This window comes from Thalassolituus pacificus (genome assembly GCF_025318105.1).
In the GTDB taxonomy this organism is placed as follows: Bacteria; Pseudomonadota; Gammaproteobacteria; order Pseudomonadales; family Oceanobacteraceae; genus Venatoribacter; species Venatoribacter pacificus.
Window position 1 is genome coordinate 114,489 of sequence record NZ_JAOANI010000031.1, and the last position, 15,408, is coordinate 129,896.

The following is a 15,408-nucleotide window of genomic DNA, read 5'->3' on the forward strand; positions in this document are numbered from 1 at the left end:
GTTAACGAGCCGCTATCGATATCGGTGGCGCTTAGCGTAACGTCCAGTGTGGCATCTTCGTCGAGTGTTTTAGCCGTGATGGCGCTGATTACCGGCGCATCGTTGATCGGATCAACGGTGACATTAAAGCTGGTGCTGTCGGTCAGCGCGCCATCGGACACCTGCACTGTAATACTGCCAGTACCGTTGTAATTGGCTTGCGGAGTAATGCTTAAGGTGGTGCCGCTGATACTGGCACCCAGCTCTGCGGTGGCGGCCGTGATGCTGTAATTTAACGAGCCGCTGTCGATATCGGTGGCGCTTAGCGTAACGTCCAGTGTGGCATCTTCGTCGAGTGTTTTAGCCGTGATGGCGTTGATTACCGGCGCATCGTTGATCGGATCAACGGTGACATTAAAGCTGGTGCTGTCGGTCAGCGCGCCATCGGACACCTGCACTGTAATACTGCCAGTACCGTTGTAATTGGCTTGCGGAGTAATGCTTAAGGTGGTGCCGCTGATACTGGCACCCAGCTCTGCGGTGGCAGCCGTGATGCTGTAGGTCAGGCTGTCGCCATCGGCATCGGTGGCGCCAACTGTCACGTCCAGGGTGGCGTCTTCATTCAGGGTTTGGGCTGAAACTGCGCCCATTACCGGAGCACTATTGCCAGCGGAAGCCAGTGTCCAGCCAATATCCGCCAACAGGTACTTGGCTAATCCGGCGTCATCCAGAAACTCGGTGTATTGCGGCTCCATTATTTCGTTCGGAGTGGCGACCGTATCAAAATGACTGACCGAAGACCCGGGGGTGTAGCCCGTTGGCGCATACATCTGCATTCTGCCGCTGTTGACTCCGGCGCTGAATCCACCCAGTTGCGCATTGGTTTGTGCACCATCCCAGACCAGGTTGCCATTATTAGTGGTGGATGCCGCCCTTTGCGTCTGATTCAGCGTCGTGACCCGGGCACCTTGAGAGGCGTCGTATAACAGCTTGGTGTAAGGGTCATAGACGAAACTGCCACCGACCGTAGCGCCACTGCTGCCGTCTGACGCCAGCAAGGATAAAAACCCCATGCCATGCATAATTTCATGCAACACCACCGACAGCAGTGAGTTACCGCTGCCGGCCGGATCATCAAACCCCAGATACCAGCCAGAGCTTTGCAGGCAACCGGGATTACCAATGCCACTGTTAAATTGGGCGTTAATTTCAGCTTGTGCCGGTTCAACATCGCTGCCCTGCAGTTGGTTTGCCAATGCATCGGCATACACCGTCCACACCCCGCCATCGTTAACGAATTGATAATTGGCGGCACCTGCACTGCCCAGGGTGGCGCTGTTGGTATCGCAGAACAGAGGGTCGAAGGAGGAGTTGACGTTAACGGTCACCGCAATGTCGAACGTGGCATTGAGTATGTCGGCTGCGCGGTTGAAGACGGCCAGACGTTGTGCGCCCAGTGTGGTGGCACTGTTACCACCAATAGTGCTGACTACGGTGGCATCATTAAAGCCTTCGCCGGCACCGTCGGTGTTAATAATCTGAATGCCAGCGGCATGGGTCTGAGCACTCAGGAGTGCGCTGCACAGGCTGAGAGTGATAAGAGAATATTTCAGCGGGTACATAACAGGCCTCATGGTTTGCCGGGTTTTGCGTTGGCCGCTGGCGGTGCTGCAGGAATCGCCGGTGGCTGATCGGTCAGGGGATACACGATGCGTTCTTCGGTACGCAGCTGGCCATTTTCGTCAATAAAAGCCACCACTACGGTGTGGTACTGGCCCTTGGCATCCATGGAGTAGCCACCATTACGGTTGGGGGTCAGCAGCAGCTGACTTTGCGGAATACGGCGTTGTTCAATATCGGCCGCCAGTGCCGGCGGCAGGGAGGTGTGTTCATCGTCCTGCGCATGGGTGTGCAAAGCCCCGCGAGCGTTCAGCGTCAGATCAGGCTGTTTGATGGGGAGTGTTTGCGAAGCGGATGTTGCTTGCTGAGCGGAATGGTTCGCTGTGGTGCTTGCTGCTGCGGGTGCTGTCACCGTCTGTGCGCCTGAGCGCTTGTCGGATGAGGTGTCGGGAGAGGCGACACCGGATACCTGAACCAGCGACTGCCGGCCAATCTGGCCACCGATCACAAGCGCCAGTGCCAGGGCAGCAAACACCAGTATTGCAACGACTTTTTTCGCGGACATAACTCAGCCTGAACCATAGTATGTTTAACAGGCTAGTACGCTGGGCGCAGATAACCACTGCGCCGGGTAATGATTGGTTACACCATGTACTGTTGATTTTTATATTATTTTTTTGCCACAAGGCTCTCAGTCACACTCCTGAAAATCCAGGTTATTGCCGCCTGCTCAGAGCGCGCTTGGTTAATGCGGTCGCCTCGGCACTGAGCGGATCTTCAGGCCAGGGATGTTTCGGGTAGCGGCCACGCATGTCTTTGCGCACTTCGGCGTAGGTATGGCGCCAGAAATGCGGCAGATCGCGGGTGACCTGCAAGGGCCGGCGTGCCGGTGACAGCAGGTGAATCAGCAGTGGCACACGGCCGTTAAGAATGGCGGGCTGGCCTTCATAGCCGAACATCTCCTGCAGCTTAACTGCCAGCAGTGGTGGTTGATCGGGGTCGTCGCTCAGATTCGGATCATTGTTGTATTGCAGAGCAATACGGGAGCCGCTGGCCACCTGCCAGTGACCAGGGACATGCTGGTTAAGCTGTTGCTGTTGCTCCCAGCTGAGCAGGCTGAGCAATGCATCGTTCAGTGTCACCTTGTTGAGGTCGCGCAAATTTCTGGCCTTAGTGCAGAACGGCATAAGCCAATCGTCCAGACGTTGCAGCAGAGCCTGATCGCTGACGTCTGGCCAGCGATGGCCGTCAGCGTCTGCGTTATCGGTATTCAGATACTGAGCGGCCAGCGCCATGCGGCTGCGCAGCGTGCGGGCATCATCCTGCCAGGGCAGATCGTTCAGGCCGCATTGGCGGAAGTAATCGCGCCAGGCCTGTTGCCAGTCGTCAGCTGATAACGCTGGCAGGGGTTTGCTGCTCAGAATCAGCTGACCCAGACAGCGATGTTGCAGAGCTTTTAATTGGCCACTGTCGTTCCAACCGATCTCGGTACGCTCGCTGAACAGTTGTGGGGCGGCTTCCTGCAGTCGTGACAGGCTGTTGTTATCGAGCGCGGCCGCCAGACGGATACGGTCCGGCTGGCCGCCGCTGATATCGGCAATGGCCAGATAGTCGGCATTATGCAGATCGCTGTTATGTTGCAGTTCGGCACCGCTGCCACCGCTTAAACGAAACGTCTGGGCATTAGCGCTGCGTTTCTGGGCAATGCGGTCGGGAAAGGCGAGGGCGATGATCAGTCCGCAGTCTAATGGTATCGCCGAGGCCTGTGCCTGTAATTGGCGCTGCCAGCGCTGTGCCAGAGGTTTGATGCGGCTGTTCCATACACTGTGTTGTCGCCGGGCTTGTGACAGCAGACGCCCGGCGTCATCGCTGTGACGTTGCTTGTGTGGCCATTCCTGCAAAACGGCAACCAGCTCACAGGCTTCGGCAGCCATGTCCAGATCCCGGGCGCAGAGCAGGGCGTGGGCCCAACGTGGTTCCAGACCCAAAGCGGCACAGCGCTGGCCGTGTTCGTTCAGGCGCAGCGGCGCATCCGGCTGCAGCATACCCAGCTGAGCCAGTACCTGCCGGGCCTGGTTGAGGCTGGCGACAGGCGGAGGTGTAAGCCATAACAGATCGTTAAGATCCGCGCCCCAGTGCAGCAGTTCAAGCAACAGCGGCGCCAGATCGGCATCCAGTATCTCGGCGCGGATATGGGGCTCGCGCCGGCTCTGTTCTTCTTCGCGCCACAAGCGGTAGCAGAATCCTTCTGCCTGACGTCCGGCCCGGCCTGCACGCTGGACGCTGGATGCCTGAGAGATATTCCGCGTCTGCAACTGGCTGATGCCGCTGGCCGGGGAGAAGCTCATGCGCCGTTCAAGGCCGGAATCCACCACGATCCGCACACCATCAATGGTCAGTGAGCTTTCCGCAATATTGGTGGCCAGAATCACTTTGCGCTGGCCTGCCGGAGCGGGTGCCAGTGCCGTTTTCTGTTCGCTGTCACTCAGCTGGCCATGAAGAGGAGCAACCAGCACTCCGCTCAGCGTCTCCTGCAGCATTGTCTGAACGCGGCTGATATCGGCAACGCCGGGCAGAAACACCAGTACATCCCCTTCGTGGTGTGAATTCAGAGCTTCGCGTATCACGCTGGCGCAGTGCTCTGCCAGCCGGCTGTTGTTGTTGGGCAGTGGCCGGTAATGGTGCTTAACCTTAAAGCTACGGCCTGTACTGTGCAGCAGAGGCGCCTGTAGTTTGTCGCCCAGACTATCGGTGTCCAGCGTGGCGGACATCACCAGCAGGCGCAGCTCCGGACGCAATAATTGCTGGCACTGGTGCGCCAGCGCCAGCGCCAGATCGGAGTGCAGGTTACGTTCGTGGAATTCATCGAAAATAATCAGGCCGACGCCGCTCAGTTCCGGATCATCCTGCAGCATCCGTGTGAGAATACCCTCGGTGACGACTTCAATGCGGGTCGTGGCAGAAATTTTTTGCTCAAGGCGGATACGATAGCCGACGGTTTCTCCGGTCTGTTCGTTCAGCTGTTTCGCCATAAAACGGGCGGCATTTCGTGCCGCCAGACGTCGCGGCTCCAGCATGATGATTTTCTGGCCCGCCAGCCAGGGCTCGTTCAGCAGCGCCAGCGGCACGCGGGTCGTTTTACCGGCCCCGGGCTCGGCACTGAGCAGTACATTGGTGTGTGCGCACAGATGCGCGCGCAGTTCGGGCAGGACCGGGTCAATGGGCAGGGCAGAAGACAGCAATGATGGGGCAGGCGATAGTGTCACGACAGCAGGCTTGTTCAGTCAGAAAAGACTTATGCTACCATGGCCACACTATGGCGACGTCCTGCTATTGGCAACAGGAGTAAGCATGTCAGAGAGCGAAAAATCTGAAAATACCGTGGTGGACTTCCGCCAGGCCGGTGATAAACATCGTCACACCCGTATGCACGATGAAAAAGACGCCAAAATTGAGGCCATGCGTGAGCGTTTTGCGGCGGCATTGCCGGATAAAAAAACACCGGTAAAAGACTATCTGAAAAAAAAACGGGCGAAGAAAAAACGCTGAAACGGACGACGGTTTAAGGCTGTTCTCCGTCAGACTTGTTGTTTATCCCGGGTTTACTGTCAGTGTCAGTTTTACTGTTTGTGTCAGGTTTATAGCTGCGCAAAAATTCAATCAAATCGGCTTCCGGCAACGGTTTCGCCAGCAAAAAACCCTGAACATTGTCGCAGTTTTTACTGCGCAGCAGGGCTTCTTCTTCTTCTGTCTCAACCCCTTCGGCAATCACACTCATATTCAGGCTGTGTCCGAGCGTAATGATGGTGTCGACCAGCGACTCCTTACGCCGGTTAGCGGTCATCTGGTGGACAAAGCTGCGGTCGATTTTCAGTTTATCGGCGGGGAAGGCTGCAAGGTAAGAAAGTGACGAAAAGCCGGTACCAAAGTCATCGAGTGCCACACGGATTCCGGCTTGCTGAAGTTTGTCCAGGAACGCACAGGTTTCCTGCTGATTTCGGATCAGCAGGCTCTCCGTAATTTCAACCAGCAAACTGCCGCGCGCGACGCCCGACTCTTCTACCTGAGCAATGATTTTGTCGGCCAGGCTGTGATCGTAGAACTCGGCGGTGGAAACGTTGACGGCGATAGGTACCGAGAGCCCCTGTTGTTGCATACGGCCAATCATGGCCAGTGCTTCCTGCCTGACCCACTGACCGATTTCACGGATCATGCCGGTTTTTTCGGCCAGCGGAATAAACAAATCCGGACGCACCAATCCACGTTCCGGGTGATTCCAGCGCACCAGCGCTTCAAGCTGAACAATGCAATTATCGGTCAGACGTTTGATGGGCTGATAGTGCAGTTCCAGTTGGTTCTGGCTGACGGCAAAATGCATTTCCTGATGCAACAATGCCTGGGTTTTTGCCGCTTCGAACATGGCCGGAGTAAAAAAAGCGTAGCCGTTACGACCGGCATTTTTGGCGGCATAAACGGCCTGTTCGGCGGCTTTCAGTAATTGTTCCAGCGTGCCGCCATCGTTGGGGTAGCAGCTAATACCGATACTGGAAGTGATGCGGCAATCGCGCATCTGGCGGATGGTCAGGCTGCGGCTGACGTTTTTCAGGATATTATCGGCCAGTTGTTCCAGCGCCTGTTGGTCATGCTCGCCGGTAATGATGAAGCCAAACTCATCGCCACCGAGGCGGGCAATGGTGTCCTGAGAACGCATGCTTTGCTGCAGCCGTGTGCCAACTTTAACCAGCAGTTCATCGCCGGCGTCGTGGCCCAGGGTATCGTTAATTTCTTTAAAGTAATCCAGATCCATCAGCAGCACAGAAAAACTGCGCTGCTTGCGTCGCCCCTGTTCCAGCGTCCAGTTCAGGCGTTCATAAAACAGATTGCGGTTTGGCAGGCTGGTGAGCAGATCGTAGCTGGCCTGATACTGGATAGTTTCTTCAGAGCGTTTACGCTCGCTGATATCGCTGATCAGGGCAACGTAGCGCAGGATATTGCTCTGCTCATCGCGCACCACTGAAAAACACAGCTCGGCGTTGAAGCGTTCGCCATTGCGCCGGCTGATTAATAATTCGGTTGTCCAGCTGCGCCAGGCGGGCAGCTTGTCGAGAATATCGCGGTATTGTTGCAGTGATTTCGGGTCGGCGGCGAAGAAACCCGGTTTACGCCCTAAAACTTCAGCGCCGGGATAGCCGGTGATATGAGAAAACGCCGGATTAACTTCAACAATATTAAACGCTTTGTCGGTAATGATCAGGCCCAGCGGCAGATGCTGGGTGATGGTTTCCGTGAGTTGGCGATGATTTTGTGCGCGGCGGAATTCAATACTGGCCTGGGCCAGGCGAGCCGCTTCGTGAATCAGCAGCAGATCCAGTCCGGTTGGGTGGCGCACTTCACGGTAATACAGGCCGAACACGCCGAGGACTTTGCCGTTGTTGCCGACAATGGGCTGTGACCAGCAGGCATACAAACCGGCTTGTGCCGCCAGCTCGCGGTAATCCTGCCAATAGGGATGACTCTGAATGTCTTCAACGATTACCAGACGTGCTGTGGCTGCGGCAGTACCGCAGGAACCGACCCCTTCGCCAATAGCGAGATTGTTGATGGCAGCGACGTAGAAATCGGGCAGGTCAGGTGCGGCGCCGGGAATCAGATGCTTGCCGTCATCGCTGAGCAGCAGGATTGAAGCGATGCATTCCGGTTGTTTTTCCTGAATGAGGAGAACCAGTTCATTCAGCAGCATTTCCAGCGGACGTCCGCTGAGCAGCATTTCCAGAAAATGGTTGTAACGACCAATACCGAGACGTGAAGCATCACGGAGGCCACGCTGGATAGAATTTTGGGGCATACACTGCATTCAGATAATGACTGAACCCAAGTGTAGCGGTATCTGCGGGATTTGAAACCGCCGTAACAGGAATGTCGGTTAGGCGGAACGGGAATGAGAAAGTATCAGCCCTGCCGTTGAGCTGGATCAGGATAAAGCGCCGGTTCAGATAATCTGTTCCGGCGCTTTTGTCTTAGGCGTGAGGCGCTGACCTCAGACGTCAGGTGCTCCTGACTTATGCAGCGACCTCAAGCCGTGATCTCACGCACCCACCAGAGACTGGCCGCAGACGCGCACGATGTTGCCGCTCACACCACTGGCAGCCGGGTTGGCAAAAAACGCGATGGTTTCCGCCACGTCGACCGGCTTACCACCCTGTGACAGAGAGTTCAGGCGACGACCGATTTCACGGGTCATCAGTGGGATGGCGTCGGTCATTGCGGTTTCAATAAAGCCCGGTGCCACGGCGTTGATGGTGATGTCTTTCGTCATCAGCTCATCGGCCATGTACTGCACATAACCGATCACACCGGCTTTGGAGGCCGCGTAGTTGGTCTGACCGGTCTGGCCGGCGATACCGTTCATCGACGATACGCAGATAATGCGGCCGCCGTTGTTCAGCGTACCCTGTTCAAACAGCACATGGTTGATGCGCTCTTCCGCCGACAGGTTGATGTCGATGGTCATGTTCCACCAGTGTTCCGGCATATTGGCCAGAGTCTTGTCACGGGTGATACCGGCGTTATGCACGATGATGTCGCCACCGCCCATTTCTTTCAGTTTGTCGGAAATCTGTTGCGGTGCCTCGGCGGAGGAAATATCACCGAGCAGGGTTTCGCCACCGATTTCAGCCATCACGCGGCGCAGATCGCCTTCCGCTGGTGGAATATCCAGACCCAGAACGGTGGCACCGTCGCGTGCCAGAGTACGGGCAATGGATTCACCGATACCACGGGAAGCACCGGTCACCAGCGCGACTTTACCGGCCAGCGGCTTGTGCCAGTCCGGGTAGGCAACGTCCTGCGCTTTACGCACGGTCAGCACCTGACCATCGACATACGCCGACTTGGCGGAAATCACAAAACGGAACGCGGCATCAAGGTTTTTCTCGGCACCGGTTTCAACATAAACCGCCTGAGCGGTGGCGCTTTTTTTGCCGATTTCTTTCGCCACAGAACGGGAGAAACCTTCCAGGGCGCGCATGGCGGCCGCCTGTTCGCCGGTGGCGGCTTTCATATGCGGACGACCCAATACAATCACGCGGCCATTATTATTCAGCTTACGCATCACCGGGTTAAAAAAGTAATACAGCTGGTTCAGGTCAGCGGTGTCGGCAAAACCAGAGGCGTCGAATACAAAGGCATCGAATTTGTCGGTCATATCGGTACTGCATTCAATGCCGACGGCTTTAATACCGTACTCGCCGGCGGCGGCTACGATGGCGGCAGCGGTTTTAGCGGCGGCAGGGAAAAAGACACTGGCGTTGGCGTCTTTCAGGTTGCGCATAATGTCGCTCAGCAGGGCGGCGTTTTCACCGGCACCGATTAATACCCGGCCTTCAAAATAGGTGGCTTGATTCGGATTGTAACGCTTCAGTTCAATCGATTTGGGCAGTACCGATTTCATCAGGCTGCGGCCCACATTGCTGTCGAGTACAGATTCTATAAAGTTGCTCATGGTCGGGTCCTGAGGCCTGTTTATGCAGATTAAACAAGGCCGGTTAGCGGTTAAAAATGATTTACAAAGGGCGCGGTAAACCACACGAAACACAAAAAATGGCACAGCGCCGGACGGTAGCAGATTACAGCAGCAATCATAAGGAGTGAAATTGACCAGATAAGAGGGGAAAACTGTCACTTCAGCCAATGCCAGCCATAGCCCGGGCGCTACACTGAGCAACGTTTATGGCAGAGTGTACCGCCTGCCGTTGTGATATGTGTGTTTGCCCAATAAGCAAAGATCAGAACCAACAATCAGAACCCATACAGGATTTCCGGCATGACCAAGAGCAGTGCTAAACAGACCATCCGCCGCGTAGCCATCATTGGCGGTAACCGTGTTCCTTTTGCGCGTTCCAACACCGCGTATTCTTATGCTTCTAACCAGGACATGCTGACCGCAGCTTTGAATGGCCTGGTTAACCGTTACAACCTGCAGGGTGAACAGATTGGTGAGTTTATCGCCGGTGCGGTAATCAAGCACAGCCGTGACTTTAACCTGGCGCGCGAAACGCTGCTCAGCACCGCCCTCGATCCGCGTACTCCGGGTGTTGATATTCAGCAGGCCTGTGGCACCGGTCTGCAGGCCATCATTATGGCGGCGAATAAAATTGCCCTGGGCCAGATCGACAGCGCGATTGCCGGTGGTTCCGATACCACCTCCGATGCGCCGATTGGTGTGAACGAAGGCCTGCGTAAAATTCTGCTGGATGTGAACCGTGCAAAAACCACCGCTGAAAAACTCAAGCTGCTGGCTAAAATCCGCCCTAAGCATCTGGCGCCGCTGGTGCCACGTAACGGCGAGCCGCGCACTAATCTGTCGATGGGTGAGCACACCGAACTGACGGTTAAAGAGTGGGGCATCTCGCGTGAAGAGCAGGACGAAATCGCCTTCAACAGCCACACCAACCTGCTGGCCGCTTATGACCGTGGTTTCTTCGACGATCTGGTCAGCCCGTATCTGGGTCTGGAAAAAGACAACCTGGCGCGCACGCCAAATCTGGAAAAACTGGCCAGCCTGAAGCCGGCTTTCGATAAAAAATCCGGTAAAGGCACGCTGACCGCGGGTAACTCATCGGCACTGACCGACGGTGCTTCTGTGGTGCTGCTGGCCTCTGAAGAATGGGCCAAGGCACACAACCTGCCGGTTAAGGCCTACCTGAGCTTCCACGAAACCGCGTCTGTCGATTTCTTCGGTAAAGACGGCAGCAAAGATAAAGAAGGTCTGCTGCTGGCACCGGCTTATGCCGTACCGCGCATGCTGGAACGCGCCGGTCTGACCCTGCAGGACTTTGATTTCTACGAAATCCACGAAGCCTTTGCCGGCGTTGTCGCTTCCACTCTGAAAGCCTGGGAAGACGAGAAATTCTGCAAAGAAAAACTCGGTCTGGACAAGCCGCTGGGCAGCATCGACCGCAGCAAGCTGAACGTGAATGGCTCCTCCATTGCCACTGGCCACCCATTTGCAGCCACCGGCGGCCGTATTGTGGCTTCGCTGGCGAAAATGCTGGAAGAGAAAGGTTCAGGCCGTGGTCTGATCTCGATCTGTGCGGCGGGTGGTCAGGGCGTTGTGGCTATTCTGGAACGCTGAGACGTTCCACAGCGAAACAACAACGCACCAACGAGACAATAACTACACTCTCACCTCATAATACTTATAAATTTAACCCCGCTTTTGCGGGGTTTTTTTATGCGCTACAAAACTCATGGGGCGAGAAGACTCTGAGTGGGCAGGACTCGGGATTACAGATTTTGCCAGCGGCTTAACAATGTGGAGTAGAGGATTTTTTGTCCGGGCTGGGCGTTGCTTTCGCTCTGTTGTAATGATTGCTTTATTTGCTGCAGCTGCATGTCGCTGAAGACAATATTCAGCTCGTTACTATGGTCGCTGAGCATGGTGTTGCGTAATTGCCGGGCAATCAGCGGGCATTGCTGGCGCAACAGGCGTTCGCTCAGGCTCAGCGTTCCACGGGTCAGTGTTTTTGGGTATTCGATGATTAGCGCTTGCTGTTTATTGGTTGGCGCTTGCTGTTTATTGGTTGGCGCTTGCTGTTTATTGGTTGGCGCTTGCTGTTTATTGGTGGTTTGCATGTTGTTTTCCCCGGTGGTTATTCCGAGTCTAGTAGATGATCGCGCCAGTGTGTAAAGTTGGGCGCGCTTATACCATCGTGCAGCCGGCGTATTTCGTACGGTTAAAATGGTGGCTGAGCAATAACGGCTGAACAATAACGACAATCAAAAACCGTAATAACGGAATTGCGAATGAATAAATGGCTGGCCTTAAGCGGGCTTTATATTGTGCAGGGTTTGCCCCACGGCTTTTTCGGCCAGGCGATGCCGGCGTTAATGCGTAATCAGGGCATGGACCTGACCATTATTGGTCTGTTGTCTTTATTGGCGCTGCCCTGGGCGCTGAAGTTTATCTGGGCGCCCTGGCTCGACCGTATTTCGCTGCGACAACAGGAATTCCGCCGCAGCTGGATTCTGACCATGAATTACAGTGCGGTGGCGGTATTGGTGGTGATTGCCAGTCAGCCACTGGATTTATGGACCGGGCAGGCGATGGCGGTGTTTGTCGGCCTGCTGTTAATGCTTAACACCCTGATGGCGACGCAGGATATCGCCACCGATGCGATGGCCGTAGAAAACCTGCCGCCGGAGCAGCGCGGTATCGGTAATGGAATTCAGGTCGCCGGTTACCGGGTCGGGATGATTCTGGCCGGTGGCGCGCTGGTGTCTCTGTATCCGTTGCTGGGCTGGCAGAATTCATTGTTGCTGCTGGCGTTGTTAATGCTATTGGGCTCGCTGCCGTTGTGGTGGTTTAAGCCGCAGCCGCATGTGGTTGACCGCCAGCCGCTGTGGCCTTTGTGGCTGGGCTTTTTCCGCCTGAAATATGCCGCCTTCTGGCTGCTGTTTCTGCTGGTGTATAAATTCGGTGATGCCTTTGGCACACCGATGATCCGGCCGATGCTGAGCGATGCCGGAGTGACGCTGGAGCAGATGGGCCTGATTCTGGGAACCGTGGGTTTTCTGGCCGGTCTGCTTGGTGCGCTGGGTGGTGGCTGGCTGGTCGGTAAGCTCGGACGGCAAAGCGCATTGCTCGGATTTTTATTGCTCGAAGCGCTGGCGCTGCTGTCGTATCTCGGTCTGCAGCCGGCGGCAGGGCAGGCGCCGGACTGGCTGCATATTTATCTGGCGGTGATCGTTGAGCACATTGCCGGTGGCATGGCGACGGCGGCGTTATTTACCGTGATGATGGACCGCTGCCGCGAGCACTGTGCCGCTGCCGATTATGCCCTGCAAAGCTGTGTCGTAATTATTGCCGGTATGCTGGCCGGTGCACTTTCCGGTTTCAGCGCCAAGGCTCTGGGGTATGATGGCCACTTTATGCTGTCAGCCATTTTGTGTGTGGCGGCGATGAGTGCGGTCTGGGCGCTGGTACAGCGCGGTTTACTGCCGTCACGCAAGGCTCTGGTCTGAACAGGCGCAGGTGCTGCAGAAAAAACGAACAGGTAAGAAGAGAGTTATGAACGACACAGCCATTGATTTTCACCTCGACACCAAAGGGCTGTTCTGCCCGGAACCGGTGATGATGCTGCACAACCAGATCCGCGATATGCAGATTGGTCAGGTGGTGGAAATTCTCGCCACCGACCCTTCGACCCGGCGCGATTTTTTAAAATTCTGCAATTTCCTGGAACATGAGTTATTGCTGCAGGAAGAGGTTGATGGTGTATTCCGGTTTCTGATTAAAAAGGCGAGTGACGATGAGTGAGTCTGATATCAGCAAGTCATTTGATAGGAAAAGGGAATCGCAGAGCGAACCTGAAGAAAACCCGCTGGAAGCAATCCGCCGTATGCGCCAGCAAAAACTGCATGCCTGTGCGTTAAAACAGAAGGCGGAAATGGAAGAAATGCTGGCTACCGTGGATGAAAAAGCCAAACCTCAGAGTCAGGAAAGTGCGGACTGAGTAATTCAAATAACGAGAAGTGGCAATTTCCTGAACCAGAATCCTTTCACTCAGACTTAGCTGAACTGCTTTCACGTTAAATTCATTTGAATGCTGCCAGGTCTTTCCTGGCTGAGTATATTTGGGCATTGGACACCTCGTCAGTTTGACTTTGGTGTCCGTTAAAGCGGGGGTAGATCAGGGCGATGCTGCCTTTGCTTGTTATGTCTTTAGGGCTCATAGGTTGCTATCTCGCTGAGCCACCAGTTTAATTTATCATCGAGCTGCCAAAGCTCGGGAGTCTCAAAAGTTTTTTGGAGCACTTGCGCTTCTGTTTCGACGTCCAAAGCCTCGATCACTAGATTCCCACTCTCCCACAGCGTTGCTCTAGCAAGTAATCCATTTCCATCTATTTCGATAAAACGAACTTTAACGGAATCACCTAGTTCTTCTGTGATAGAAACGGCATAGCCTTCAGCCCCAAATATTTTAGATTTGGAATTCTTCCATTTTTCGAGGTATGCAAGTAGCTCATTCATAGTGAAACATAACGTTTACATAAGGGGCGCGACGTCAGGAGCGTCCAGTGAGCGACAGCGAACGACTTGATGTGCTTGTTAGATTTCACCAGTCATCACCATTTTCATCCATATAAACAGCTACCCCATCAGATAGTCCTGCAACATAGAATTCTGTTTCATCTATATCTTTTAGTTCACCATCTTCAAGCTCATAAGAAAATCCTAATTCCATGGTAAATGTATTAGTTGCTGCACCGCTATGTGTTGTTGTGCCAAACGTATAGATGCGACCATCTTCTTTGTCGTATATGCCGCCATTAAAATCAGGGCCAGTAACTATATATTCAATGTCAACATCTACATCAAAAGTGATTAAACATTCCTCTTCATTAACCCAAACAACAGTGGGTTCGAAGTCATGAACTTGAAGAACATTAAATTCTTCAACCTCAGAATCCTCCCATGGAGCTTCATTGTAAGCCCATGCGTCAGTAATTTGCTCTTCTATTTTGTTCTTAATATCTCCATCTATGGATGATAAATATTTCTTAACAAGATCTGTTATTGCACTTTCATACTCGTTATAGAGATCTAAAAATTTATCCAGAGTGTCAATTGATATTAAGTTCTTGCTTGAGCTGCAGAATTCTTTCAGATCTGAGTCATCGGATATTACATATGCTTTTTCATCGCCAATTTCATTAAGTACGGAAAAAAGTGATATAGCGTCAGGGAATTCCGATTTCTTTTTACCTTCACCAAAAGGAGGTTTTTTACCAAAATAGAGTTCTAAAACATCTTCTGCATTGACTGAAGAAGCGTTTAGAATATTGCTGTTTGATTCAGCCAAGAATTCCTCGTATACAGATATAGCTTTTTTATGTACTTCATCTTCATCTATATCGTTGAATAAGGCTTTTATACTCTCATCATCAATATTTTCTAATAAGCGAGCTTTTCTTCTAAACCCTTGAAGTGAAGACAAGGCTTCTTGTATAGATGATTGTATTTTAGACTCTACTTCACGTTTGACAACGGTCGTTGTTAAATGTAGAAGCTTCTTCTCCTTGCACAACTCGAGAAATGACTCCAATGCTGGATGATTAAAATTTAACCCCATCTTCACAAAGGATTGAGTATCAATAAATACTTTACGAGATTCTAATTCCATAGCCATATGTGAAATCTAACGCTTTTGTTGTGGGGCGGTGAAACGCAGTGAGGAACGAGCGAAGTTTAACCGTCCCAGCACCGAAGGTGCGTTCACCAACTCATTGTTATGAGTCACGCAAATGACCATTACTTTCTATTCCATGCACAAGGTCCAATGCTAATTCATAGCTATCGGTATTTGTAAGTTTTTTTCTAATTTTAACTGCAATTTTCAAAGCATCTTTTTTATTCAATGCCACATCTAAGAGAGAACTTATAAAGTATGGCTTTCCACTCCCTTTAGATATTTTCTTTTGAGTTAGACGTTTTTCAAGCTTAGGCTCTCTATAGCCAACAACCTTCATATCTTCTCTGGTGCCGCCCCACTTAATTGGGAGTGTCAAAATGTATTTACTTCCGAAGAGTGTATTGTAACTAGCAACAATACTACCTCCATCACGGCAGCTATCAATACTCGGCTTTCCTTTCAATATTAAGAACATCTTAAGACTCATAACGCCGCATTCAGCGGCTTGTCCGCTGCAATGGTTTGTTATGTTTGCCGAATTCATATACTAACCGCGACACTTTTTCAAAATAAGAAGGTGAGCTGTAAGATTCGCTCTTTTTCACTCCCGCCAAGA

Annotated in this window: 14 protein-coding genes; 5 read left to right on the top strand and 9 right to left on the bottom strand. The window is 53.1% G+C overall.

The window, feature by feature from the left end; translation table 11 throughout:
• The 3 genes from NYR02_RS18830 to hrpB all read right to left on the bottom strand — a co-directional run.
• A partial coding sequence (locus tag NYR02_RS18830) for a cadherin-like domain-containing protein (protein WP_260977907.1) occupies positions 1–1,601 on the bottom strand: 1,601 nt, incomplete at its 3' end.
• Positions 1,602–1,609: 8 nt separating this feature from the next.
• Positions 1,610–2,164 carry a hypothetical protein gene (locus tag NYR02_RS18835; protein ID WP_260977908.1) on the bottom strand — a complete coding sequence of 185 codons (555 nt, stop codon included), beginning with the start codon at positions 2,162–2,164 and terminating at the stop codon, positions 1,610–1,612.
• A 151-nt stretch (positions 2,165–2,315) separates the two neighbouring features.
• Positions 2,316–4,865 carry an ATP-dependent helicase HrpB gene (hrpB, locus tag NYR02_RS18840; protein ID WP_260977909.1) on the bottom strand — a complete coding sequence of 850 codons (2,550 nt, stop codon included), beginning with the start codon at positions 4,863–4,865 and terminating at the stop codon, positions 2,316–2,318.
• Between the two features lie 85 nt (positions 4,866–4,950).
• Here hrpB and NYR02_RS18845 point away from each other — a divergent pair, with 85 nt between their 5' ends.
• Positions 4,951–5,148 (top strand): tRNA (uracil-5-)-methyltransferase, encoded by a 198-nt coding sequence (locus tag NYR02_RS18845; RefSeq protein ID WP_260977910.1) that lies wholly within the window; start codon positions 4,951–4,953, stop codon positions 5,146–5,148.
• 13 nt (positions 5,149–5,161) lie between these two features.
• Here the strand turns inward: NYR02_RS18845 and NYR02_RS18850 are convergent, their stop codons facing one another.
• A complete protein-coding gene (locus NYR02_RS18850) occupies positions 5,162–7,444 on the bottom strand; it encodes a putative bifunctional diguanylate cyclase/phosphodiesterase (protein WP_260977911.1) in 2,283 nt (760 codons plus the stop codon).
• Positions 7,445–7,684: 240 nt separating this feature from the next.
• Positions 7,685–9,100, bottom strand: a complete 1,416-nt coding sequence (locus NYR02_RS18855; protein WP_260977912.1) for a 3-oxoacyl-ACP reductase — start codon at positions 9,098–9,100, stop codon at positions 7,685–7,687.
• A gap of 321 nt (positions 9,101–9,421) precedes the next feature.
• Between NYR02_RS18855 and NYR02_RS18860 the strand changes: the two genes are divergently transcribed.
• Positions 9,422–10,732, top strand: a complete 1,311-nt coding sequence (locus NYR02_RS18860; protein WP_260977913.1) for an acetyl-CoA C-acetyltransferase — start codon at positions 9,422–9,424, stop codon at positions 10,730–10,732.
• A gap of 152 nt (positions 10,733–10,884) precedes the next feature.
• On the opposite strand, the gene NYR02_RS18865 is transcribed toward NYR02_RS18860, so the two are convergent.
• On the bottom strand, positions 10,885–11,232 hold the full coding sequence (locus NYR02_RS18865) for a hypothetical protein (RefSeq protein WP_260977914.1): 348 nt from the start codon (positions 11,230–11,232) through the stop codon (positions 10,885–10,887).
• Between the two features lie 171 nt (positions 11,233–11,403).
• On the opposite strand from NYR02_RS18865, the gene NYR02_RS18870 reads away from it, so the two are divergent.
• The 3 genes from NYR02_RS18870 to NYR02_RS18880 are packed head-to-tail and all read left to right on the top strand — an operon-like array spanning position 11,404 to position 13,112.
• Complete coding sequence (locus tag NYR02_RS18870) at positions 11,404–12,621, top strand: MFS transporter (RefSeq protein WP_260977915.1); 1,218 nt, start codon at positions 11,404–11,406, stop codon at positions 12,619–12,621.
• A gap of 46 nt (positions 12,622–12,667) precedes the next feature.
• Positions 12,668–12,916 (top strand): sulfurtransferase TusA, encoded by a 249-nt coding sequence (gene tusA / locus NYR02_RS18875; RefSeq protein ID WP_230331709.1) that lies wholly within the window; start codon positions 12,668–12,670, stop codon positions 12,914–12,916.
• Entirely contained in the window at positions 12,909–13,112 is a 204-nt protein-coding gene (locus NYR02_RS18880) for a hypothetical protein (RefSeq protein ID WP_260977916.1), read from the top strand. The genes tusA and NYR02_RS18880 overlap by 8 nt, the downstream gene beginning before the upstream one ends.
• Positions 13,113–13,321: 209 nt before the next feature.
• Here NYR02_RS18880 and NYR02_RS18885 read toward each other — a convergent pair whose 3' ends face one another.
• The 3 genes from NYR02_RS18885 to NYR02_RS18895 all read right to left on the bottom strand — a co-directional run bounded on the left by NYR02_RS18885 (position 13,322) and on the right by NYR02_RS18895 (position 15,279).
• The gene (locus NYR02_RS18885; protein WP_260977917.1) at positions 13,322–13,630 is read right to left on the bottom strand and encodes an immunity protein TriTu family protein; all 309 of its coding nucleotides are present in this window, start codon (positions 13,628–13,630) and stop codon (positions 13,322–13,324) included.
• An 85-nt stretch (positions 13,631–13,715) separates the two neighbouring features.
• Complete coding sequence (locus NYR02_RS18890; protein WP_260977918.1) at positions 13,716–14,789, bottom strand: PIN domain-containing protein; 1,074 nt, start codon at positions 14,787–14,789, stop codon at positions 13,716–13,718.
• A 100-nt stretch (positions 14,790–14,889) separates the two neighbouring features.
• A complete protein-coding gene (locus tag NYR02_RS18895; protein WP_260977919.1) occupies positions 14,890–15,279 on the bottom strand; it encodes a hypothetical protein in 390 nt (129 codons plus the stop codon).
• Between the last annotated feature and the right edge of the window lie 129 nt (positions 15,280–15,408).